This is a genomic window from Streptomyces sp. NPDC056361 (genome assembly GCF_042262805.1).
Taxonomy (GTDB): domain Bacteria; phylum Actinomycetota; class Actinomycetes; order Streptomycetales; family Streptomycetaceae; genus Streptomyces.
The window spans coordinates 27,906-49,411 of the sequence record NZ_JBHJQI010000029.1 but is presented as its reverse complement, the minus strand read 5'-3'; the positions used below and the strand labels follow the sequence as shown (position 1 = coordinate 49,411).

General features: G+C 69.7%; 20 protein-coding genes. 10 read left to right on the top strand and 10 right to left on the bottom strand.

Annotated features, from left to right (window positions below):
* The first annotated feature begins 126 nt into the window (after positions 1–126).
* The 9 genes from rpmH to ACFCY7_RS12360 all read left to right on the top strand — a co-directional run bounded on the left by rpmH (position 127) and on the right by ACFCY7_RS12360 (position 6,883).
* Entirely contained in the window at positions 127–264 is a 138-nt protein-coding gene (gene rpmH / locus ACFCY7_RS12400; protein ID WP_005482975.1) for a 50S ribosomal protein L34, read from the top strand.
* Between the two features lie 21 nt (positions 265–285).
* Entirely contained in the window at positions 286–657 is a 372-nt protein-coding gene (rnpA, locus tag ACFCY7_RS12395) for a ribonuclease P protein component (RefSeq protein WP_366303017.1), read from the top strand.
* The gene (gene yidD / locus ACFCY7_RS12390) at positions 654–980 is read left to right on the top strand and encodes a membrane protein insertion efficiency factor YidD (RefSeq protein ID WP_352018112.1); all 327 of its coding nucleotides are present in this window, start codon (positions 654–656) and stop codon (positions 978–980) included. The genes rnpA and yidD overlap by 4 nt, the downstream gene beginning before the upstream one ends.
* A gap of 3 nt (positions 981–983) precedes the next feature.
* On the top strand, positions 984–2,285 hold the full coding sequence (gene yidC / locus ACFCY7_RS12385; protein WP_376483793.1) for a membrane protein insertase YidC: 1,302 nt from the start codon (positions 984–986) through the stop codon (positions 2,283–2,285).
* A gap of 29 nt (positions 2,286–2,314) precedes the next feature.
* Complete coding sequence (locus tag ACFCY7_RS12380) at positions 2,315–2,827, top strand: protein jag (protein ID WP_376483791.1); 513 nt, start codon at positions 2,315–2,317, stop codon at positions 2,825–2,827.
* A gap of 117 nt (positions 2,828–2,944) precedes the next feature.
* Positions 2,945–3,661, top strand: coding sequence for a 16S rRNA (guanine(527)-N(7))-methyltransferase RsmG (rsmG, locus tag ACFCY7_RS12375; protein ID WP_376483790.1), 717 nt, complete (start codon positions 2,945–2,947; stop codon positions 3,659–3,661).
* Positions 3,662–3,897: 236 nt separating this feature from the next.
* Complete coding sequence (locus ACFCY7_RS12370) at positions 3,898–5,019, top strand: ParA family protein (RefSeq protein ID WP_376483788.1); 1,122 nt, start codon at positions 3,898–3,900, stop codon at positions 5,017–5,019.
* A complete protein-coding gene (locus ACFCY7_RS12365; protein ID WP_376483786.1) occupies positions 5,016–6,104 on the top strand; it encodes a ParB/RepB/Spo0J family partition protein in 1,089 nt (362 codons plus the stop codon). Before ACFCY7_RS12370 ends, ACFCY7_RS12365 begins: the two co-directional genes overlap by 4 nt.
* A 161-nt stretch (positions 6,105–6,265) precedes the next feature.
* Complete coding sequence (locus ACFCY7_RS12360; protein WP_376483785.1) at positions 6,266–6,883, top strand: GNAT family N-acetyltransferase; 618 nt, start codon at positions 6,266–6,268, stop codon at positions 6,881–6,883.
* 118 nt (positions 6,884–7,001) lie between these two features.
* Here the strand turns inward: ACFCY7_RS12360 and trxA are convergent, their stop codons facing one another.
* The 7 genes from trxA to ACFCY7_RS12325 form a co-directional block, all read right to left on the bottom strand.
* Positions 7,002–7,331 (bottom strand): thioredoxin, encoded by a 330-nt coding sequence (trxA, locus tag ACFCY7_RS12355; RefSeq protein WP_367822222.1) that lies wholly within the window; start codon positions 7,329–7,331, stop codon positions 7,002–7,004.
* A 51-nt stretch (positions 7,332–7,382) separates the two neighbouring features.
* Positions 7,383–8,348: a thioredoxin-disulfide reductase gene (gene trxB / locus ACFCY7_RS12350; protein WP_376483783.1), complete on the bottom strand. Its 966-nt coding sequence runs from the start codon at positions 8,346–8,348 to the stop codon at positions 7,383–7,385.
* A gap of 138 nt (positions 8,349–8,486) precedes the next feature.
* A complete protein-coding gene (locus ACFCY7_RS12345; RefSeq protein WP_376483781.1) occupies positions 8,487–9,428 on the bottom strand; it encodes a hypothetical protein in 942 nt (313 codons plus the stop codon).
* Positions 9,425–10,126, bottom strand: a complete 702-nt coding sequence (sigM, locus tag ACFCY7_RS12340; protein ID WP_376483779.1) for an RNA polymerase sigma factor SigM — start codon at positions 10,124–10,126, stop codon at positions 9,425–9,427. The genes ACFCY7_RS12345 and sigM overlap by 4 nt, the downstream gene beginning before the upstream one ends.
* Positions 10,127–10,151: 25 nt before the next feature.
* Positions 10,152–11,843 carry a protein kinase family protein gene (locus tag ACFCY7_RS12335; protein ID WP_376483778.1) on the bottom strand — a complete coding sequence of 564 codons (1,692 nt, stop codon included), beginning with the start codon at positions 11,841–11,843 and terminating at the stop codon, positions 10,152–10,154.
* A 117-nt stretch (positions 11,844–11,960) separates the two neighbouring features.
* A complete protein-coding gene (gene murJ / locus ACFCY7_RS12330) occupies positions 11,961–14,183 on the bottom strand; it encodes a murein biosynthesis integral membrane protein MurJ (protein ID WP_376483776.1) in 2,223 nt (740 codons plus the stop codon).
* A gap of 45 nt (positions 14,184–14,228) precedes the next feature.
* Positions 14,229–16,565 (bottom strand): DUF6049 family protein, encoded by a 2,337-nt coding sequence (locus tag ACFCY7_RS12325; protein ID WP_376483774.1) that lies wholly within the window; start codon positions 16,563–16,565, stop codon positions 14,229–14,231.
* Positions 16,566–16,734: 169 nt separating this feature from the next.
* Here ACFCY7_RS12325 and ACFCY7_RS12320 point away from each other — a divergent pair, with 169 nt between their 5' ends.
* A complete protein-coding gene (locus ACFCY7_RS12320; protein WP_376483772.1) occupies positions 16,735–18,177 on the top strand; it encodes a CCA tRNA nucleotidyltransferase in 1,443 nt (480 codons plus the stop codon).
* A gap of 83 nt (positions 18,178–18,260) precedes the next feature.
* Here the strand turns inward: ACFCY7_RS12320 and ACFCY7_RS12315 are convergent, their stop codons facing one another.
* The 3 genes from ACFCY7_RS12315 to ACFCY7_RS12305 all read right to left on the bottom strand — a co-directional run bounded on the left by ACFCY7_RS12315 (position 18,261) and on the right by ACFCY7_RS12305 (position 21,407).
* Entirely contained in the window at positions 18,261–19,520 is a 1,260-nt protein-coding gene (locus ACFCY7_RS12315; protein WP_376483770.1) for an MFS transporter, read from the bottom strand.
* A gap of 75 nt (positions 19,521–19,595) precedes the next feature.
* Positions 19,596–20,678 (bottom strand): inositol-3-phosphate synthase, encoded by a 1,083-nt coding sequence (locus ACFCY7_RS12310; RefSeq protein WP_376483768.1) that lies wholly within the window; start codon positions 20,676–20,678, stop codon positions 19,596–19,598.
* A gap of 48 nt (positions 20,679–20,726) precedes the next feature.
* Entirely contained in the window at positions 20,727–21,407 is a 681-nt protein-coding gene (locus tag ACFCY7_RS12305; protein ID WP_189804943.1) for a PadR family transcriptional regulator, read from the bottom strand.
* Between the last annotated feature and the right edge of the window lie 99 nt (positions 21,408–21,506).

Genomic DNA, 21,506 nt, shown 5'->3' with positions numbered 1-21,506 from the left:
ATGGGCAAAGATCACGGTCAGTGATCGTGAAGCGGTGCACTCGGGCGTATTGCGAGCTACTCGTGGGCGCACGGTGACAGCCAGGCGATGTCCCGCCACCACCCGAATCATTTCTGGAGCCCCCGAGTGAGCAAGCGCACCTTCCAGCCGAACAACCGTCGTCGCGCGAAGACCCACGGTTTCCGCCTGCGCATGCGTACCCGTGCCGGCCGCGCCATCCTGGCGAACCGCCGCAGCAAGGGTCGCGCGAGCCTGTCCGCCTGATCCACTTAAACAGGTCATGACGTGCTGCCTACCGAGAATCGGCTGAGGCGGCGCGAGGACTTCGCAACCGCGGTACGCCGAGGTCGCCGGGCCGGTCGCCCGCTCCTCGTCGTCCACCTACGTAGCGGTGCAACGGACCCGCACGCGCCTGGGGAGAGCGCTCCCCCGTCGCGTGCGGGTTTCGTCGTGAGCAAAGCCGTAGGAGTTGCGGTCGTACGCAACAAGGTGAAGCGACGTCTGCGCCACCTCGTTCGCGACCGACTCGCCGAGCTGCCCCCCGGTAGCCTGGTGGTCGTACGGGCGTTGCCCGGAGCCGGCGACGCCGACCACGCACAGCTGGCCCGAGACCTGGACGCCGCTCTCCAGCGGCTGCTGGGAGGGGGCACGCGATGAAGTACCCGCTGCTGGCTCTCATCAAGCTGTACCAGTGGACGATCAGCCCGCTTCTCGGGCCCGTCTGCCGGTACTACCCGTCGTGTTCCCACTACGGATTCACGGCCATCGACCGGCATGGCGCGATCAAGGGCACGGCCCTGACCGCCTGGCGCATCCTGCGGTGCAACCCGTGGTCGCCCGGCGGTGTGGATCACGTTCCTCCGCGCAAGCGCCCCCGCTGGCACGAGATGCTGCGGAACGCGCTGCGCGGCGACAAGGGCGGGTCCCCCGCCGAGACGAGCCCGGCCGCCGAGACCTCGCCCAATGCTCAAGGAGCCTGATTAGTGGACACGATTGCCAGTCTGTTCAGCTTCATCACCTGGCCCGTTTCCTGGGTCATCGTCCAGTTCCACAAGGTGTACGGGGCGATCTTCGGCCCTGACACGGGCTGGGCCTGGGGCCTGTCCATCGTGTCTCTCGTGGTGCTGATCCGCATCTGCCTGATCCCGCTGTTCGTCAAGCAGATCAAGTCGACGCGGAACATGCAGGCGCTCCAGCCGAAGATGAAGGCGATCCAGGAGCGCTACAAGAGCGACAAGCAGCGTCAGTCCGAAGAGATGATGAAGCTGTACAAGGAGACGGGTACCAACCCGCTCTCCTCGTGCCTTCCCATCCTGGCGCAGTCGCCGTTCTTCTTCGCGCTGTACCACGTGCTCTCTGCGATCGCCTCGGGCAAGGAGATCGGCGTCATCGACGGCCCGCTGCTCGCCAGCGCCCGTCAGGCCCACATCTTCGGTGCCCCGCTCGCCTCGAAGTTCACGGACACCGCCGCCGAGGTCGCCGCTCTCGACGCCTCGATCACGTCGGTCCGGATCGTCACCGCGGTCATGATCGTCATGATGTCGGCCTCGCAGTTCTTCACCCAGCGCCAGCTGATGATGAAGAACGTCGACCTCACGGTGAAGACGCCGTACATGCAGCAGCAGAAGATGCTCATGTACATCTTCCCGCTGATCTTCGCCGGCATGGGCATCAACTTCCCCGTCGGTGTCCTCATCTACTGGCTGACCACCAACGTGTGGACCATGGGCCAGCAGATGTACGTGATCAACCAGAACCCGACCCCGGGCAGCAAGGCGCAGGACTCCTACCTCCAGCGCCTCCTGAAGAACATCACGCAGCACGGCGAGGTCCGCGGCCGTCGGCGCAAGGCCATCGTCAAGGTGATCGTCGCCAAGGGCAGCGACCGCAACGAGAACGAGCGCCGCTTCTTCGTGGGCCTCTCCAAGGCCGGCTTCGCGGCGCAGGCCGACGGCACCGTGATCAAGAGCGACACGATCGAGGCCGAGGTCGAGGGCGGTGCTGCGGCCAAGCGGCAGCAGCCCAAGCGCCAGACCAAGGCCCAGCGCCAGGCCGCCGCCCCGCAGGGCGCGGTCAAGGACACCGAGGAAGCCTCCGAGCCGGCCGCCGAGCAGGCGACCACCTCGCTCGAGAAGAAGCCTCAGGGCCAGGCCGAGGCCAAGGACGAGGCACAGGGCGACAAGCCCGCGCGTCCGAGCCGTGCCAACTCCGGAGGCTCCCGTCAGGGCAAGTCCGGCCAGCGCAAGGGCCAGCAGCGGCCCAAGCACCCGTCGTCCAAGAAGTAAGCCTCCACGAAGCAAGAAGGAGTCCATCCGTGACGGAAGGCACCACCTCCGCCGCCGCCGAGGGTGGCGACACCCTGACCCGCCTGGAGCAGGAGGGTGAGATCGCGGCCGACTACCTCGAAGGCCTGCTCGACATCGCCGACCTGGACGGCGACATCGACATGGACGTCGAGGCGGACCGGGCAGCGGTCTCGATCATCAGCGACTCCAGCAGCCGTGAGCTGCAGAAGCTCGTGGGTCGCGACGGTGAGGTCCTGGAGGCTCTCCAGGAGCTGACGCGCCTGGCCGTGCACCGGGAGACCGGTGACCGCAGCCGACTGATGCTCGACATCGCCGGCTTCCGGGCCAAGAAGCGCTCCGAGCTCGCCGAGCTGGGCGCCAAGGCGGCGGACGAGGTGAAGTCCACCGGCCAGCCGGTCAAGCTGGACCCGATGACGCCGTTCGAGCGCAAGGTCGTGCACGACGCGATCGCCGCGGCCGGTCTGCGCAGCGAGTCCGAGGGCGAGGAGCCGCAGCGCTTCGTCGTCGTGCTCCCCGCCTGACCCCTCACGTAGTGTCGGCCCCGTCTGTTCGCAGGCGGGGCCGATCTTTGTCAGCCTGATAGTCAGCCACCACAGTGCGCTCGCATGTGAAGCGTGCGGTACGGAAGGACGGTTCCCGTGACGGAGGCAGCGGAGCTCCCCGAGGCGCCTGAGCAGGCGCGGACAGTCTTCGGCGAGTACTTCCCGGAGGCCGTGCGCTACGCGGAGCTCCTCGCGGACGCGGGTGTGAAGCGCGGTCTGATCGGCCCGCGCGAGGTTCCGCGGCTCTGGGAACGCCACCTGCTGAACTGTGCCGTCCTCGCGGAGGCCGTCCCCGAGGGCGTCACCGTCTGCGACGTGGGTTCGGGCGCCGGTCTTCCCGGTATCCCCCTGGCCCTGGTCCGGCGCGACCTGAAGATCACGCTCCTGGAGCCGCTCCTTCGCCGGACGAACTTCCTCCAGGAGGTCGTCGAGCTGCTCGGCCTCGACCACGTGACCGTGGTCCGCGGACGAGCCGAGGAGATGCTCGGCAAGATCACGCCCGTACACGTGGTGACCGCCCGCGCGGTGGCTCCTCTGGACCGGCTGGCGGGCTGGGGCGTTCCTCTGCTGCGCCCGTACGGCGAGATGCTGGCGCTCAAGGGGGACACCGCCGAGGAGGAGATCAACGGTGCCCGTGCCGCTCTCTCCCGGCTCGGTGTGGTGGAGACCTCGGTGCTCCAGGTCGGCGAGGGGATCGTCGACCCACTGACCACCGTGGTGCGGGTGGAGGTCGGTGAGAGCCCGGGCGGTGTGCGTTTCGCGGCCAAGCGGGCCAAGGCGGCCCGTACGAGCAAGACCCGCCGGCGCCGCTGAGCGTCGCATACGCACCATTTCGGAGTGTCGAGCGGTCTCGGCCGGGCAGCACGGGCATGGTGTTTCACGTGAAACGTCGCTCACTGCTGCAGGGGATCATCAGCCGCGGTCGCGCGGCTGCCACGCCCCGGGACCGCGGCCCCCGCGTGAAGCCACTCGCGAGGGTTACGGAGTTGTCCACAGAGGTGGATTCACCCACAGAACCACCGGCCTCGCTGGTTCACGACCCCGAAAGCATGGCAGGCTCTCCTCATCGCGAGCCTGAAGCCGAGGAGAGTGAATCCTTGCGGTCCGACGCCAACATCGCGGGACCGATGACCGATCCGGTCCCCGGTCCCCGAACCGAATCGGTGGGGGAGGATGTTTCACGTGAAACACCGCCCCCGATGGACGACACCCCCATTGGTCGTGCTGCCCAGCTGGCAGTAGAAGCCCTGGGTCGTGCCGGTGAGGGGCTTCCCCGACCGGCCCAGACTCGCGTGATGGTGGTCGCCAATCAGAAGGGCGGCGTGGGCAAGACGACCACGACGGTCAACCTTGCCGCGTCCCTCGCCCTGCACGGGGCACGGGTCCTGGTCATCGACCTGGACCCGCAGGGCAATGCCTCCACGGCGCTCGGCATCGACCACCACGCCGAGGTCCCCTCGATCTACGACGTCCTGGTCGACAGCAGGCCGCTCTCCGAAGTGGTGCAGCCCGTCCTGGAAGTCGAGGGCCTCTTCTGCGCCCCGGCCACCATCGACCTCGCGGGTGCGGAGATCGAGCTCGTGTCGCTGGTGGCCCGTGAGAGCCGCCTACAGCGGGCGATCCAGGCGTACGAGCAGCCGCTCGACTACATCCTGATCGACTGCCCGCCCTCGCTCGGTCTCCTCACCGTCAACGCCATGGTGGCGGGCGCCGAGGTGCTGATCCCGATCCAGTGCGAGTACTACGCGCTGGAGGGGCTCGGACAGCTCCTGCGGAACGTCGACCTGGTGCGCGGGCACCTGAACCCCGGGCTCCACGTCTCGACGATCCTGCTCACCATGTACGACGGCAGGACGAGGCTCGCCTCCCAGGTCGCCGAAGAGGTACGCACCCACTTCAGCGAGGAGGTGCTCCGGACCAGCATTCCGAGGTCCGTCCGCATCTCCGAGGCGCCGAGCTACGGCCAGACGGTCCTCACTTATGACCCGGGCTCCAGTGGAGCCCTGTCGTATCTCGAGGCGGCCCGTGAGATCGCCCTGCGGGGGGCCACCATGTACTACGACCCCCAGCACGCCCAGGGAGGGCACGCCCAGGGAGGGCACGCCCACGGAGGGCACGCCCAGGTAGGGCACCAGAACAACCAGCGCAGCATGTCGGAGGGGATCCAGTGAGCGAGCGACGTAGGGGATTGGGGCGCGGGCTCGGTTCGCTGATTCCTACGGCTCCCCAGGAACGGCAGGTGCCGGCGGTCGGTGTCGGGGCGGGCACGACTTCCTCCGGCTCGGCCCCCGTCCTGACCACGGAGCGCGGAGTGGCCGCCGCGAAGCTGGCGACGCTTCCCCAGAGCGCCCAGTCCCCGGAATCGATGGTGTCGTGGAACGAGCCCGAGGCGGTGGCCGCCCCGGCGTCCCCGGCCGGCGCGCACTTCGCGGAGCTGCCGCTCGACTCCATCACGCCGAACCCGCGCCAGCCGCGTGAGGTCTTCGACGAGGACGCCCTGGCCGAGCTGATCGCCTCCATCAAGGAGGTCGGTCTTCTCCAGCCCGTGGTCGTGCGCCAGGCGGGCGCCGAGCGCTACGAGCTCATCATGGGCGAGCGGCGGTGGCGTGCGTGCCGCGAGGCCGGCCTGGAGAAGATCCCGGCCATCGTGCGGCACACGGACGACGAGAAGCTTCTCCTGGACGCCCTCCTGGAGAACCTGCACCGGGCTCAGCTGAACCCGCTGGAAGAGGCGGCGGCCTACGACCAGCTGCTCAAGGACTTCAACTGCACCCATGACCAGCTGGCCGACCGGATCGGACGCTCGCGTCCGCAGGTCTCCAACACGCTCCGGCTGTTGCGGCTCTCCCCGCCGGTCCAGAGCCGGGTCGCCGCCGGAGTGATCTCCGCCGGTCACGCGCGCGCCCTGCTGGGCGTCGAGGACCCGGAGGCCCAGGACAAGCTGGCGTACCGGATCGTGTCCGAGGGGCTCTCGGTGCGTTCCGTCGAGGAGATCGTCACGCTCATGGGCTCGGAGACCGGGTCCCCGGTCAAGCCGAAGGGCCCCCGCGCGGGAGCCCGGGTGTCGCCGGCGCTCACGGATCTCGCCTCCCGGCTGTCGGACCGCTTCGAGACCCGGGTGAAGGTCGACCTGGGGCAGAAGAAGGGCAAGATCGTCGTCGAGTTCGCCTCGATGGACGATCTGGACCGGATCCTCTCGACGCTGGCTCCCGGAGAGGGACGCGTCATGGACAACAAGAGCGGCGAGCAGGACTGACCCCTCCCGCTCCACCACGTCCGCTCAGGGCGGGCCTCGCTCCGGGATTGACCGGAACGCGGCCCGCCCTTTGCCTGTGTGCGGTATCGCCCTGATCACCCGATGGATACGATTCCGAGAGGCGTATTCGTACTCGATGGCGAGGGAATCGGGGAGAGGTCGTGGGGCGTCGGCTCGTACCGCTCACGCTGGACAACCTTCCGGATCTTCCCAAGCGGTGTCGCTCGTGTGTCTTCTGGGAGCTCGACCCGGTCAGTGGGGAAGCGGCGGTCAAGGCGGGTCGCCCGGAGCTCGAGAAGGAAGCCTGGATCTCGGCCGTTCTGCTGGAGTGGGGATCCTGCGGGCGGGTGGTCTACGTGGACGAGGTGCCCGTCGGCTACGTGCTCTACGCTCCCCCGGCCTACGTGCCGCGCTCCACCGCCTTCCCGACGAGCCCCGTGGCGGCGGACGCCGTCCAGCTGATGACGGCCTGGATCATGCCGGGCTACCAGGGGCAGGGGCTGGGGCGGGTGATGGTGCAGACCGTGGCCAAGGACGTGATGCGGCGGGGCTTCAAGGCGGTCGAGGCATTCGGGGACGCCCGCTGGAAGGAGCCCGCCTGCGTGCTGCCCGCCGACCATCTGCTCGCGGTGGGCTTCAAGACCGTCCGCCCGCATTACGCCTTCCCGCGGCTGCGACTGGAGCTGAGAACGACGCTCTCCTGGAAGGAGGACGTCGAGATGGCCCTGGACCGGCTCCTCGGCGCCGTACAGAAGGAGCCTGCCCTCCGGCCGCTCTGAGCCTGAGGGAGGCCTTGGGTGGGCCTAAGGGGGCCTCGGACGGGTCTCGGAAAACGGAAAGGCCCGCCCCCTCTCGGGGACGGGCCTTCGCTGTTTCACGTGAAACAGCGAGCGATCATCAGGCCTTGGCCTCGACGAAGGGCTCCAGGTCGCGCAGGATCGCGGCCTTCGGCTTGGCGCCGACGATGGTCTTCACGACCTCGCCACCCTGGTAGACGTTCAGCGTCGGGATGGACATGACGCCGTACTTGGCGGCCGTGGCCGGGTTCTCGTCGATGTTGAGCTTCACGACCTCGATCTCACCGTGCTCGGCGGCGATGGCCTCCAGCGACGGGGCGATCTGACGGCACGGTCCGCACCAGGCGGCCCAGAAGTCCACCAGGACGGGCTTGTCGCTGTTGAGGACGTCCTCTTCGAAGGAAGCGTCGGTCACAGTCTTGAGGGCCACAGCGGCCTCCTTGATCTCGCGGGGTGTAGGGGTGAGGCGGAAGTCGGTAGATCAGACCGCGGGGGTCTCGGCCAGCTTCTCGCTGTCGGCGAGCGCGGACAGGAAGCGCTCGGCGTCGAGAGCGGCGGAGCAGCCGGTACCGGCGGCCGTGATGGCCTGGCGGTAGGTGTGGTCGACGACGTCGCCGGCACCGAAGACACCCGTGAGGTTGGTGCGCGTCGACGGGGCGGCCACCTTGAGGTAGCCCTCCTCGTCGAGGTCCAGCTGACCCTTGAAGAGCTCGGTGCGCGGGTCGTGGCCCACGGCGATGAAGAGGCCGGTGACCGCGAGCTCGCGGGTCTCGCCGGTCTTCGTGTCGCGCAGGGTGACACCGCTCAGCTTCTGCTCGCCGTGGATCTCGGTGACCTCGCTGTCCCAGGCGAAGGAGATCTTCGGGTCGGCGAAGGCGCGCTCCTGCATGGCCTTCGAGGCGCGCAGGGTGTCACGGCGGTGGACGATCGTGACGGACTTGGCGAAGCGCGAGAGGAAGGTGGCCTCCTCGATCGCGGTGTCGCCGCCGCCGACGACGGCGATGTCCTGGTCCTTGAAGAAGAACCCGTCACAGGTGGCGCACCAGGAGACACCACGGCCGGAGAGCGTGTCCTCGTTGGGCAGGCCGAGCTTGCGGTGCTGGGAGCCGGTCGTGACGATGACGGCCTTGGCGCGGTGCACGGTGCCGGCGGTGTCGGTGACGGTCTTGATGTCACCGGTCAGGTCCACGGCGATGACGTCGTCCGGGACGAGCTCGGCGCCGAAGCGCTCCGCCTGGGCCCGCATGTTGTCCATCAGGTCCGGGCCCATGATGCCGTCACGGAAGCCGGGGAAGTTCTCGACCTCGGTCGTGTTCATCAGCGCGCCACCGGCGGTGACGGCACCCTCGAAGACCAGAGGCTTCAGCGACGCTCGGGCCGTGTAGAGCGCAGCGGTGTACCCCGCGGGCCCGGAGCCGATGATGATCACGTTACGGACGTCGCTCACGGGTTTCTTCCTCGTCTCTGCAGACTGCCACTGCCTACGGGGGCGGTTGCCTCGGTCGCTCTCACCCCACCCAACGGATCCTAAGGGGCGTGCATTCCCGAGACCGCCGCGCGGCACCGTGGACGCCGCGGAGAGACGTCAGGAGCGAGGGTACGTCTGGCTCAGCAGAACGTCGGCGGCCGGGCTCGAACCGTCCGCGGACCCGTCGGCGCAGGAGGCGTCGAGCACATAGGCCTGGACCCGCGTGCTGTCGGAGCGATCGGCCAGGAGCAGCAGATAGGCGGGCATGCCCTGGTATTCACCCCGCTCGTGGCCGAGAACCGGGTCGGTGCGGCCGGTGCCGGCCAGGACACAGGCGGGTACGACGTCGTCCCGGTTGCGCTGGGGTGCGGTGGGGGTGGTCTCGGAGGACATCGACTCGGGGCCGATGCCCTGGGGCGTCTTGGCGGCGGTGTTCCCGGCCAGGAGCTCATGGACCCGATCCTCGACCGGGGACCCTGAGAAGGGGCTCAGGGCGGCGCCGGCGACGGTGTCGGCCTTCTTCGTGTCGGATGAGCTGTCGCCCGCGGTCAGATTCCCCGTCTGGCTGAGGTACAGGCTCGTCCCCAGGACCACGGCGCCGAACGCCGCGCCGAGCGTGGACAGCAGGGCGATCCGGCGGCGGCGGGGCTTGCCGGGGCGCCCGGGTCCGGTGGCGGCGCGGGAGCTGCCCGCAGGACGGTCCGAGGTCGGTGAGGGGGCACGGGAGGGGGGTGCGGACTCGACCGGGAGGCGCGATGTTTCACGTGAAACCGCGGCTTCGCTCTCGGGCGCGGTGGAGTTGAGCAGGGCCTCGGCGGCGAGAGCGGCGTCGATCCGGCCGGCGATCTCGGCGGGCATACGAGGGGGCCCGGGGAGGGTGCCCAGGAGCCCGCGGATCTCCTCCAGCGAGGACCGGACGTCCGCGCAGAGGGGACAGTCGTCCAGGTGCCGGCGGACGGCCGCGGAGCGGGTCGGCGAGAGGAGCCCCTCGGTCAGATCGGAAATCTCCGAGACGTCCGGGTGCTGTGTGGTGTCGGCCTTGCCGGCCGTGGAAGTCACGTGCGCCCACCTCCGCCCTTCACAGCAGCTGGATCAGTCGGTCCGGTATCCGTCGGCCCCGGCACCGTTGGGACGGATCCCCCCGGCGTCCGGTTCCTTCCCCCTTCGGTGGCCTCGTTACCCACGGTGTCGACGCGCAGATGAGTGACCATCGGCAGGAGACGCGCCCGCCCGCGTGCACAGCGGCTCTTCACGGTGCCGGTGGGGACGCCGAGGATACGGGCGGCCTCCGCGACGGAGTAGCCCTGCATGTCGACCAGGACGAGCGCGGCCCGCTGGTCGGCAGGGATCGCGGCGAGTGCGGCCAGCACCTGGCGGTGGAGGTCCTGGCGCTCCACGGGCGCCTCGGCCGACTCGTGGGGGCCGAGGAGCTGCTCGAAGCGGTCGGCGTCGTCGACGGGTGAGGTCCGACGGGAGGCGGTCTTGCGCGCACGGTCGAGGCAGGCGTTCACCGTGATGCGGTGGAGCCAGGTCGTGACGGCCGATTGACCCCGGAAGGTGTGGGCGGCCCGGAAGGCGGAGAGCAGGGCGTCCTGGACGGCGTCAGCGGCCTCCTCGCGGTCGCCCAGGGTCCGCAGCGCCACCGCCCACAGCCGGTCGCGGTGGCGCCGCACGAGCTCACCGAAGGCATCGGGGTCCCCGGCGACATGACGTGCCAGGAGTTCCTGGTCGTCTGCGGCGTCTATCGGACGGTCCAACGGTGAGCCCCCTCCCCTGTGGTCGTCAGCCCATGACCTTGACTTCGGTCAGCTGGCCGCGGAACTCGCCTCCGGTGAGGGGCAGCTCCGTCAGCCAGACCAGAACGTAGCGGGTCGTGACCGGCTTGGTGAGCTTCAGCTTCAGATCGCTGTCGTTGCCGGACGCCTGGGTGGTGAACCCTTCGGCCGTGGAAGGCGCCGAGGAGGCGCCTTCGGGAGCCGTGCGGACCTCCACCGAGGTGCGCCCGACGAACGACAGGTCGACGGCGCGGACCTGCTGGGCCGAGCCAAGGTCCAGCACTATCCCGACGCCGCGCTTCAGGTTGCCGAAGTTCGCGGTGGTGTAGTTCTTGGTGTGCCAGAAGGTGCCCGGATCACCGTCGAAGGCGTTCGCCACCGACTCCGGGTACTCCTCGCCGTTGCCCCCGGGGGGCGGGTCGAAGTCCTGGGCGGACGAGATGGTGATCGGCTTCAGCGGCTGAGGCTTCTCGTCGACCGGGGGCTGCACGATCGGCGTCTCGTCCTTGGACTCCGGTGCGAGCAGCCGGTCCGCGATCTGCCAGCTGCCGAGGCCGAGCGCGGCGATCAGCAGTGCCGAGACGGCCCACTTCAGCGCCCTGCCGGTGCGGCTCTGCAGCGGGGGCGGCGGGACGACGACCTGCTGGGGGAGGACGGGACGCGGCTGGGGCCGGCCGTACGTGCCCTGCTGGTACGTCGTGCGCTGGTACTCGGGCGGGGCGGTGTACTCCGGCTCGGGCGGCCTGACGCGGGGCATCGCCGCCACGGCCTTGGCCAGCTCGTCCGGGGTCGTGCAGGGCGGCTCCTGCCGCGAGGCGGTGGCGCCGTCGTTGGCCAGGGCGCGCATGGCGATCTCGGAGAGGCCGCGGTGGACGCCGGCGCGGACCTGGTCGGGCGGGAGCAGCCCCACGCCCTTGGGAAGCCCGGAGAGCCCGTGGGCGTCGCTGTCGTACGGCCAGCGCTGGGTGAGCGCGGCGTACAGCAGGGCGCCGATGGCCTCGGTGTCGCTGCGCTGCGGACGGTCGGCGGTGATGCCGCGCAGGGCGGCGTTCACGGCCAGGCCGCGGATCCGGTACTGGCCCGTGGAGCTGCGCAGGACGGCGCTCGGGGTGAGGCGCAGGTGGGCGAGGCCTTCGCGGTGGGCGGCGGCCATCGCCTGGGAGACCTGGCTGACGAGCTGGTAGGCGTCGTGGGGCTCCAGCGGACCGGCCGCGAGCAGCGTGGTCAACTCGGTGGAGTCGGGCAGCCACTCGTGCACGACGTACACCAGGTCGTTCTCCTCGACGGCGTCGAGGACCTGGACGAACCGGGGGTCGCCGAGGAGGGCCGAGGAGCGGGCCGCGGCCAGGACCGAACGGGCCCTGGGGTGGTCGGCGGGCAGCAGGTGGACCCCGACGGCGCGCCGAAGCTTCTCGTCGACCGCACGCCAACTGCTGAAGCCGTCCAAACGGGTGACGCACTCCTCCAGCCGGTAGCGTCTGGCCAGTTTGTGCCCGCTGTGCAGTTCGGGTGCCGTGATGGAGGGCTGTTCGCCGCTCTGTCGTTCGACCGCCTTGTTCATCGTGGCCTCGGCGGTCTTCTCCGCCGTCTTCTGCTCTTCCGCCACCCCGTCGGTCGCGGCCGTGTCCGCCTTGGCGGTCAGCGGGTCGTCACCGCTGTTGTCGGCCACGTCGACGGCAGCCGTGCTACGTTCCGCCACCGTCGTTCCTGCCTCCCCATCCGTTGCGCCACATCCAACAGCCATGCCAATTGTGCCCACAGTCCGGCGCTATGCACGACACGCGGTTCCCGCCGATGGTTGTGCGGGACCGTCGAATCAGCGTCCCAGACGCCCGCGCACCATCCCGACCAGGGTGTTCAACTCCGCGATGCGCATGCGCTTTGCCGCGACGAAGAAGACGCCGAGGAGTACCGCTCCGCCGACGATCAGGGCGACGAGCGAACCGAGTGCGCCCTCACCCAGGAGCTTCAACAGGCCGAAACCGACGGCGCCGGCGACGATCGCGGCGGGTACGGAGGCCATGCAGAGGCGCGCGTAGGTCCGCACCACCTGGGTGCCGTCCAGGTCGCCGCCCAGCCGGTTGCGGAGACGGCGCCAGGCGATGCCGACGCCGACGGCGTAGGCGAGCCCGTACGAGGCGGCCATGCCGACGACGGCCCACTGGGCGGGCAGCACGACGTAGCAGACCGCCGAGGCCGCCGCGTTGACGGCGGCGACGATGACCGTGTTGTAGAAGGGCGTCCGGGTGTCCTCGTAGGCGTAGAAGCCGCGGAGCACGACGTACTGGACGGAGTAGGGGATCAGGCCGAGGCCGAAGGCCATCAGGATGAAGCCCATGCCCTGGGCCGCCTCGACGCCGCTGGAGGCGTAGAGCAGGGTGCACATCGGAACGCCGAGCGCCAGGAACGCGAACGAGACCGGGACGATCGCGACGGCCGAGTTCCGCAGGCCCTGCGAGATGTCGTCCCGGACGGCACCGGGGTCGTCGTCGTGGGCGGCGCGGGAGATCCGCGGCAGCAGCGCCGCCATGACGGAGACCGTGATGATGGCCTGCGGCATGCCCCAGATGAGCTGGGCGTTGGAGTAGGCGAGGAAGCCGGCGCCGTTCTTGCCCGACTCCTCACCGGCGGCCGTGGCGAGCTGGGTGACGACCAGGACGCCCGCCTGGTTGGCGAGGACGAAGAGCACGGTCCACTTGGCCAGCTTGACGGTCTTGCCGAGCCCGTGGCCCTTCCAGTCGAAGCGGGGCCGGAAGCGGAAGCCCGTCTCACGGAGGTACGGGATCATCGCCAGGGCCTGGACGACGAGGCCGAGGAGGGTGCCGACGCCGAGCAGGCGGATGCCCTCGTCCGGAATGGTCTGCACGCCCATGTGGGACTCGGCGGAGGTGCCGTAGACCCAGATGAACAGGCCGAAGGTGACGATCATGACGATGTTGTTGAGGACCGGCGTCCACATCATCGCGCCGAACTTGCCCCGGGCGTTCAGGATCTGACCCATCACCACGTGCACACCCATGAAGAAGATGGTGGGCAGGCAGTAGCGGGCGAAGGTCACGGCCACGCTGTTGGCCGCGGCGTCGTCGGCGATCGTGTTCGACATCAGCCGGATCAGCAGCGGCGCCGCGAAGACGGCGAGGGCCACGATCAGGCCGAGCGCCACCATCACGAGGGTCAGCAGGCGGTTGGCGTAGGCCTCGCCGCCGTCCTCGTCGTTCTTCATCGAGCGGACGAGCTGGGGGACGAAGACCGAGTTGAGGCCGCCGCCGACGGTGAGGATGTAGATCATCGTCGGCAGGGTGTAGGCGATGGTGAAGGTGTCACCGAGCAGGGCCGCGCCGAGCGCACCGGTGATCACCAGGCTGCGGACGAAGCCGGTGAGCCGGGAGACCAGCGTGCCGGCCGCCATGACGGCGCTCGACTTCAGCAGCCCGGAGGCGCGGCCTGACTTCTTGGCCGCGGGGGCGGGCAGCGGGTCGGGCTCGGGAGCGGGCGGCGGCACCTGCCCGGGCGTCTGCTGGTCCCGGTACAGGTGGGCGAAGGCGTCCGGCTCGGGCTCCTCCTCGCCCGCCCGGGTCACCAGGTCGTCGACACCGGTGAACTGGACCGTGCGCGCGTCGTCGCCGTACGGCAGATGACGTGAAGGGCCCTCGGGCTCCGGTGCCGGCGTCTGCGCCCACACCCGGGGGTCGGGGGCGTGCTGGGGCGCGACCGGCTGCTGGTAGAGCGGCTGGGGCTCCTGGTAGGTGCCGGGCGGGGGCGGCGGGTGCGCGGCCCGGTCGTAGAGGGCCTCGCCCACCGGGTCCTGCGCGGCCAGGTCCTGCGCCCGGTACGGGTCGTGCGAGAAGGCGTCCTGGACGTACGGGTCCTGGGCGTGCGGGTTCTGCGCGTAGGAGTCGTGCCCCTGTGCGTTCTGCGCGTAGGGGTCGTGCCCCTGCGGGTTCTGCGGGTAGGGCTCGTGCCCCTGCGGGCCGGGGGCACCCTGCGGCGCGGGGCCGCCCGCGCCCTGGCCGCGGTCACCGTCATACGGCGCGTTCATGCTTACCCCACCTCATCGTCCCCGGCCGACCGGCCACGACATCGCTCAACGGTCCACCTTCTCACCCGGGCCCGACGGGTCTCCGCTTTCGGACCCGGTGTCCGGTGTCGGGTCACTCGGCTGCTCGGGTTCGTCCCCGGAGGGTTCGTCCCCGTCGGTCTCCGCCTCGGCGGGACCGTCCGTCTCCGCGGCTTCGGCCTCGGCGTTCCGTGCCGCGATCCGCTTCCGCTGGGTGTACATCCGCACGCCGGCGAGGACGAGGAGCAGGACGCCTCCCGCGATCACGAGCATCACCGTGGGGGTCATCTCGGAGACCTTCACGGTGAAGGTCATCGGCTGCCCGTAGGGAGTGCCGTCCTCGGTGTAGAGCTGTGCGGTCATCGGCACCTGGCCGTTGACGTTGGCGGAGGCCGTGAACTTCACCGACTGGCTGTGCCCGCCGTTGATCTTCACGGGGAGTTCGGCGAAGCCCTCGCCGTTCACCTCCAGCCGGTTCTTGTTGCCGGAGGTGAGGCGCAGCACCAGGTGGTCCACACCCTGGAGCAGCTTGTTCTGGACGGTCACGGGGATCGTCGCGCTGCGGCCGGAGAGCGTGAGGTCCGACTTGTCGACCAGCTGGACGCTCTTGGTGAGCCCCTGGAGGTAATCCAGGACGTTGCTGCGGTAGACCAGCGCCGCTCGGACCTGGCCGCGCCAGGAGACCGACATCTCGCGGTTGATCGCGTTGCCGAACGGCGTCACGACGCGCTCGGGCTGCTCCAGGACGACCTTGAAGTCGTCCAGCTCGTCGCGGGTGGTCTTCATGTCGCGGAAGGCCTGGACCGGCAGCTCTCGTTCGCGCAGCTTCTTCGGGTACCGGGAGGAGCTGGGCACCGCGGTCGAGGCGTCCGGGTCGGGCTTGGCCGCGGCGGCGGCGACGAGGTCGAGCGGCTGGCTCCAGCGCTTGGCGGAGAGGCCTTGCAGGGCCTCGGCCATGGTCTGCGCCTGGGCGGAGGTCGGCATCCGCTGCGGGGCGACCACGACGCTGCGCTGGTCCTCCGGCTGCTCCAGGGTGATCGCGAGGGACTGGGCGAGGAACTCCTGGACGGCGAGCGTGGAGCTCTCCGCGCGGACCATGTCGCCGTCGAAGGTGGTGGACAGCACGGCGTCGCTCACCACGGCGGTGGTGCTGCCGTTGCCCAGCGGGCGGGCCGCCGTGGGCGTGTAGGAGAGGTCGTCGCGGACGCTGTCGCTGCGCGCGATCACCTTGTCCGCGCCGGCCGAGGTCGCGACCGCCACGATCGAGGGGTCGACGGCGCCGTCGACGGGCCAGGCGAAGTCGGTGGACGGCCGCAGGTGGAGGACGGTCTCGATCGTCGTCCCGGCGAGGTCGGTCGCCGACTGGAGGTGCCCCAGGGAGCCGGGGACGTCCTTGCCGTGATGGGCGAGCGAGGCGAGGTCGGGGTCGGCGAAGGGCAGGGCGACGACCTCGCGCCCCTGGACCGCCTTCTCCAGGGCGTTCAGCCACCGCTCGGCGACGTCCTTGTTCTTGCCGGGGACGTGCAGGGTGCCGTCCTTGACCCGGTAGCCGTTCGCCATCGCGTCGACGGTGGCCAGCAGGTCGGGGTCGAGCACCCAGGTGACGGGAAGGTCCTTGCCGAGCGAGACCATCTGGTCCAGGCGCCCGCCCGGACGCAGCTCGTCGGCCAGGGCGTCGTCCTCGAAGACCGGGGTCTGCTGGTCGTCCGTGGCCGTCTCCGCCGAGACGTGGGCGGAGGAGATCAGCGGCCAGAGGTAGGTCAGCTGGGTCTTCTTCTTGGCGGCCTCGGGCTGGTACGGCAGGAAGGTCCGCTCGATGCCGAGCACCCGGTCCGAGCCCTGGTCGGAGGTGTGTCCGGTGAGGGAGACGCCCAGCTGGTAGACGCCCGCCTCGTCGAGGCCGAGCTCGGAGACCGGGACGGAGAGCGAGAAGTCCGCGCTGAGACCGGCGCCGAGCCGGGGAATCCTGACGGTGGGAGCGTCCTCCAGGGGAGCGGGGTCGCTGTCGTACCGGAAGCCGGTGCGTCCCGTCACCTGCTCGATCTCGCTGCGGCTCGTCATCCGCGGCCCGACGCGCAGGTCGACGGTCGCGTCGGTGACGGTTTTCTTCCCCCGGTTGGTGACCGTCCCGGTGACCGTGACGGTGTCCCCTTCGACGGGGCTGCTCGGGGCCATGGTGTCGAGCGACACATCGACGGTCCTGGATCCGGTGCCGTCCTCGGCCGCGAGCGCGGGGGACGTGACGGCCGGCGCCTGGAGCAGCCCGGCGAGGAGCGGCGCCCCGAAGGCGACGGTGATCGTGCGCCGCAGCCATCGGCGGGCAGGTGAGGGACCGGTTCCCTGGATGTCTGCCGCCTCGGCCACGCGTTCGCCCGTCCTCGTCGTTGTCAGTGGTGTCGATGATTCCCGGTTGCTGTGTCCAGGCATGGTAACGAGGCACGCTGGGGGCAAGTGCCGGGGACTGCTCCAGGCGATCTTCCTCCTCGGAAAACGGGGACGTTGCGGCGAGCCGGGGCACGTACCCTTTTCTGTTGTGCCGAACGCCAACGAAGACACCCCGACTGCACTGAGCCAGGTGCAACGCCGCGCGGTCAGTGAACTGCTGCGTGTGTCCCCTGTCGCCGACGACCTCGCCCGCCGTTTCCAGGATGCCGGGTTCAGCCTCGCGCTGGTCGGTGGCTCGGTCCGGGACGCGCTGCTCGGCCGGCTCGGCAACGACCTGGACTTCACCACCGACGCCCGCCCCGAGGACGTACTGAAGATCGTCCGTCCGTGGGCCGACGCCGTGTGGGAGGTCGGAATCGCCTTCGGGACGGTCGGCTCGCAGAAGGACGGCTACCAGATCGAGGTCACCACGTACCGCTCGGAGGCGTACGACCGGACCTCGCGCAAGCCCGAGGTGTCCTACGGCGACTCGATCGACGAGGACCTCGTCCGGCGTGACTTCACCGTGAACGCCATGGCCGTGGCCCTGCCCGAGAAGACGTTCATCGACCCGTACGGCGGTCTGGAGGATCTTGCCGCCCGGGTGCTGCGCACGCCGAGTACGCCGGAGGAGTCCTTCTCCGACGACCCCCTGCGGATGATGCGGGCCGCGCGCTTCGCCGCGCAGCTGGACTTCGAGGTCGCCCCCGAGGTGGTCACGGCCATGACGGAGATGTCCGGCCGGATCGAGATCGTCTCCGCCGAGCGGATCCGCGAAGAGCTCAACAAGCTGCTGCTCTCGGCCCACCCGAGGAAGGGCCTCGGCCTCCTCGTGGACACGGGCCTCGCCGAGCACGTGCTGCCCGAGCTGCCCTCGCTGCGGCTGGAGAGTGACGAGCACCACCGGCACAAGGACGTCTACGAGCACTCGCTGACCGTGCTCGACCAGGCGATCGACCTGGAGGAGGACGGCCCCGACCTGGTGCTCAGGCTCGCCGCTCTGCTCCATGACATCGGGAAGCCGCGCACGCGCCGCTTCGAGAAGGACGGCCGCGTCTCCTTCCACCACCACGAAGTGGTGGGAGCGAAGATGACCAAGAAGCGCATGACCGCGCTCAAGTACTCCAACGAGATGATCAAGGACGTCTCCCGGCTGGTGGAGCTGCACCTGCGCTTCCACGGCTACGGGACCGGCGAGTGGACCGACTCCGCCGTGCGCCGCTACGTCCGTGACGCCGGTCCGATGCTCTCGCGGCTGCACAAGCTGACCCGCTCGGACTGCACGACCCGCAACAAGCGCAAGGCCACCGCCCTCTCCCGCGCCTACGACGGCCTGGAGGACCGCATCGCCCAGCTCCAGGAGCAGGAGGAGCTCGACGCGATCCGTCCCGACCTCGACGGCAACCAGATCCAGGAGATCCTCGGCATCGGTCCCGGCCCGGCCATCGGCCAGGCGTACAAGTTCCTGCTGGAGCTCCGTCTGGAGAACGGGCCGATGGAGCACGACGAGGCCGTCGCCGCACTCAAGGAGTGGTGGGCGGCGCAGAGCTGAGCCGTGCCGCGGGGGCGGTCCGTTGTTTCACGTGAAACAACGAGGCGTTCCGTGCGAGAAGGGGTGGTGTTTCACGTGAAACATCACCCCTTTGTGCGTTCCCCCCGCAGGGTCAGCGCGATGGCCGCGTAGATCACGGCCACCAGCACCACCAGGAGCGAGGACCGCCCGTCGGGCGGCAGCATCAGCGCGGCGACGCCTGCCGCGCCCACGAAGGCGACGTTGAACAGCACGTCGTAGAGGGAGAAGACCCGTCCCCGGTAGGCGTCGTCGACGGTGGTCTGCACCACCGTGTCCGTCGCGATCTTGGCGCCTTGGGTGATCAGCCCGAGGACGAAGGCGGCGATGAGGAAGGGGATCGGGGCGAAGGTCAGGCCGAGTGCCGGCTCCACGACGGCGGCCACCGCCGCGCACACGGCCATCCAACCGAAGGGGCCGAGCCGCCCCACGCCCCAGGGGGAGAGCAGGGCGGCCGCGAAGAATCCCGCGCCCGAGGCGGCGACGGCGATCCCGAGGAGGCCGAGGCCCTCCGCGTCCGTGGAGCTCCAGGCGTAGCGGCTGAGCATGAGCACGGTGACGAGCAGGGCGCCGTAACAGAAGCGCATGAGGCCCACGGCGATGAGGGCCCGGGCGGCGGGTCGGCGCTCGGCGAGGTGACGCAGTCCCCCGACCAGCCCGCGGGCCGTCGAGGCCAGTGCCGATCCGAGCCGTTGGGGGACGAGGCAGGGGTCCGGCCCCAGGAGTTCTCGGGGCATCCGCAGGGAGGCGAGGGCGGAGCAGAGGTAGAGCAGGGCGCCGAAGGCCACGACGACCGCGTCGGAGTTGTCGGCGAGCAGTCGGACGCCGAACGCGAGGCCGCCTCCCAGTGTCGCGGCGAGGGTTCCCGCGGTCGGGGAGAGCGAGTTCGCCACGACCAGCCGCTCGTCGTCGACGACCCTGGGGAGCGAGGCCGAAAGCCCCGCGAGGACGAAGCGGTTGACCGCCGTGACGGAGAGGGCGGAGGCGTAGAAGAGCCAGTCGGGCACGGAGGCGAGGACGAGCACCGCGGTACCGCAGGCGAGCAGGGCGCGCAGGAGGTTCCCGTACAGGAAGACCTGACGGCGCTGCCAGCGGTCGAGGAGGACGCCGGCGAACGGGCCGACGAGCGAGTACGGGAGCAGGAGTACCGCCATGGCCGAGGCGATGGCGGCGGGGGAGGTCTGTTTCTCGGGGGAGAAGACGACGTACGTGGCCAGGGCCACCTGGTAGACGCCGTCGGCGCACTGGGAGAGCAGCCGTACGGCGAGCAGGCGGCGGAAGTTCGTCAGGCGCAGGAGTACGCGCAGATCACGTACGACGGACATGGCAGCAAGACTCACATACGAAGAGGGCCCCCGGGCAGTGCCTCGGGGACCCTCGATCGACAAGCGTGCGGCGCTTTAGCGCTCGACCTCACCCTTGATGAACTTCTCGACGTTGGCCAGGGCCTCGTCGTCGAAGTACTGCACCGGCGGGGACTTCATGAAGTACGAGGACGCGGAGAGGATCGGGCCGCCGATGCCGCGGTCCTTGGCGATCTTCGCGGCGCGCAGGGCGTCGATGATGACACCCGCGGAGTTCGGGGAGTCCCACACCTCGAGCTTGTACTCCAGGTTCAGCGGAACGTCACCGAAGGCGCGGCCCTCGAGGCGCACGTACGCCCACTTGCGGTCGTCCAGCCAGGCCACGTAGTCCGACGGACCGATGTGGACGTTCTTCTCGCCCAGCTCGCGGTCGGGGATCTGCGAGGTGACGGCCTGCGTCTTGGAGATCTTCTTGGACTCCAGGCGCTCGCGCTCGAGCATGTTCTTGAAGTCCATGTTGCCGCCGACGTTCAGCTGCATGGTGCGCTCGAGGCGGACACCGCGGTCCTCGAAGAGCTTCGCCATGACGCGGTGCGTGATGGTGGCGCCGACCTGGGACTTGATGTCGTCGCCGACGATCGGGACACCGGCCTCGGTGAACTTGTCAGCCCACTCCTTGGTGCCGGCGATGAAGACCGGGAGGGCGTTGACGAAGGCGACCTTGGCGTCGATGGCGCACTGCGCGTAGAACTTCGCAGCGGCCTCGGAGCCGACGGGCAGGTAGCAGACGAGGACGTCGACCTGGCGGTCCTTGAGGATCTGGACGACGTCGACCGGGGCCTCGGCGGACTCCTCGATGGTCTGGCGGTAGTACTTGCCCAGGCCGTCGAGGGTGTGGCCGCGCTGAACCGTGACGCCCGCGTTCGGGACGTCGCAGATCTTGATGGTGTTGTTCTCGCTGGCGCCGATGGCGTCGGAGAGGTCGAGGCCGACCTTCTTCGCGTCGACGTCGAAGGCGGCGACGAACTCGACGTCACCGACGTGGTAGTCGCCGAACTGGACGTGCATCAGGCCGGGCACCTTGGTCGCCGGGTCGGCGTCCTTGTAGTACTCGACGCCCTGCACCAGCGAGGCGGCGCAGTTGCCCACGCCGACGATGGCTACGCGAACCGAACCCATTCCGGTTGCTCCCTGTGTGATCGTGGAAGCCCTGCTGTGCGCAGGGTTTCACTTGGCGGTGTCGTCGGACGGATCCGGCCGGGTACTGCCCCCGTGCCGGGGCAGGCCGCCCGTTTCTCCAGAATCGTTGTCGTGCAGAGCGGGGGCGTCGGGGCCGGATCGCTGATCCCGCCCTGCCCGCTCGCTCTCGATGAGCTCGTTCAGCCAGCGCACTTCGCGCTCCACGGACTCCATGCCGTGGCGCTGCAGCTCAAGCGTGTAGTCGTCGAGGCGCTCGCGGGTCCGGGCCAGGGAGGCGCGCATCTTCTCGAGGCGCTCCTCCAGCCGGCTGCGGCGGCCTTCGAGGACCCGCATCCGCACCTCGCGTTCGGTCTGACCGAAGAAGGCGAAGCGGGCCGCGAAGTGCTCGTCCTCCCAGGCGTCCGGGCCCGTGTGGGAGAGGAGTTCCTCGAAGTGCTCCTTACCGGCGGGCGTCAACCGGTAGACGATCTTGGCCCGGCGTCCTGCGAGTGAAGCGGCCAGGGCCTCCTCCGGAGCGCTGCCCGGTTCCTCGATCAACCAGCCGTTGGCGACCAGCGTCTTGAGGCAGGGGTACAGCGTTCCGTAGCTGAAGGCCCGGAAGACGCCCAGCGAGGTGTTGAGGCGCTTCCGCAGCTCGTACCCGTGCATGGGGGCCTCGCGGAGCAGGCCGAGAACGGCGAACTCGAGGATGCCCGAGCGCCTGCTCATCCGTCGCCTCCTCCGCTTCCCCGGCCTTTATGCCGTGCTGATGTATCGACTCGATACATCAGCACGATAGAACGGCCTCCCTGTCTCGACAAGTGGGAC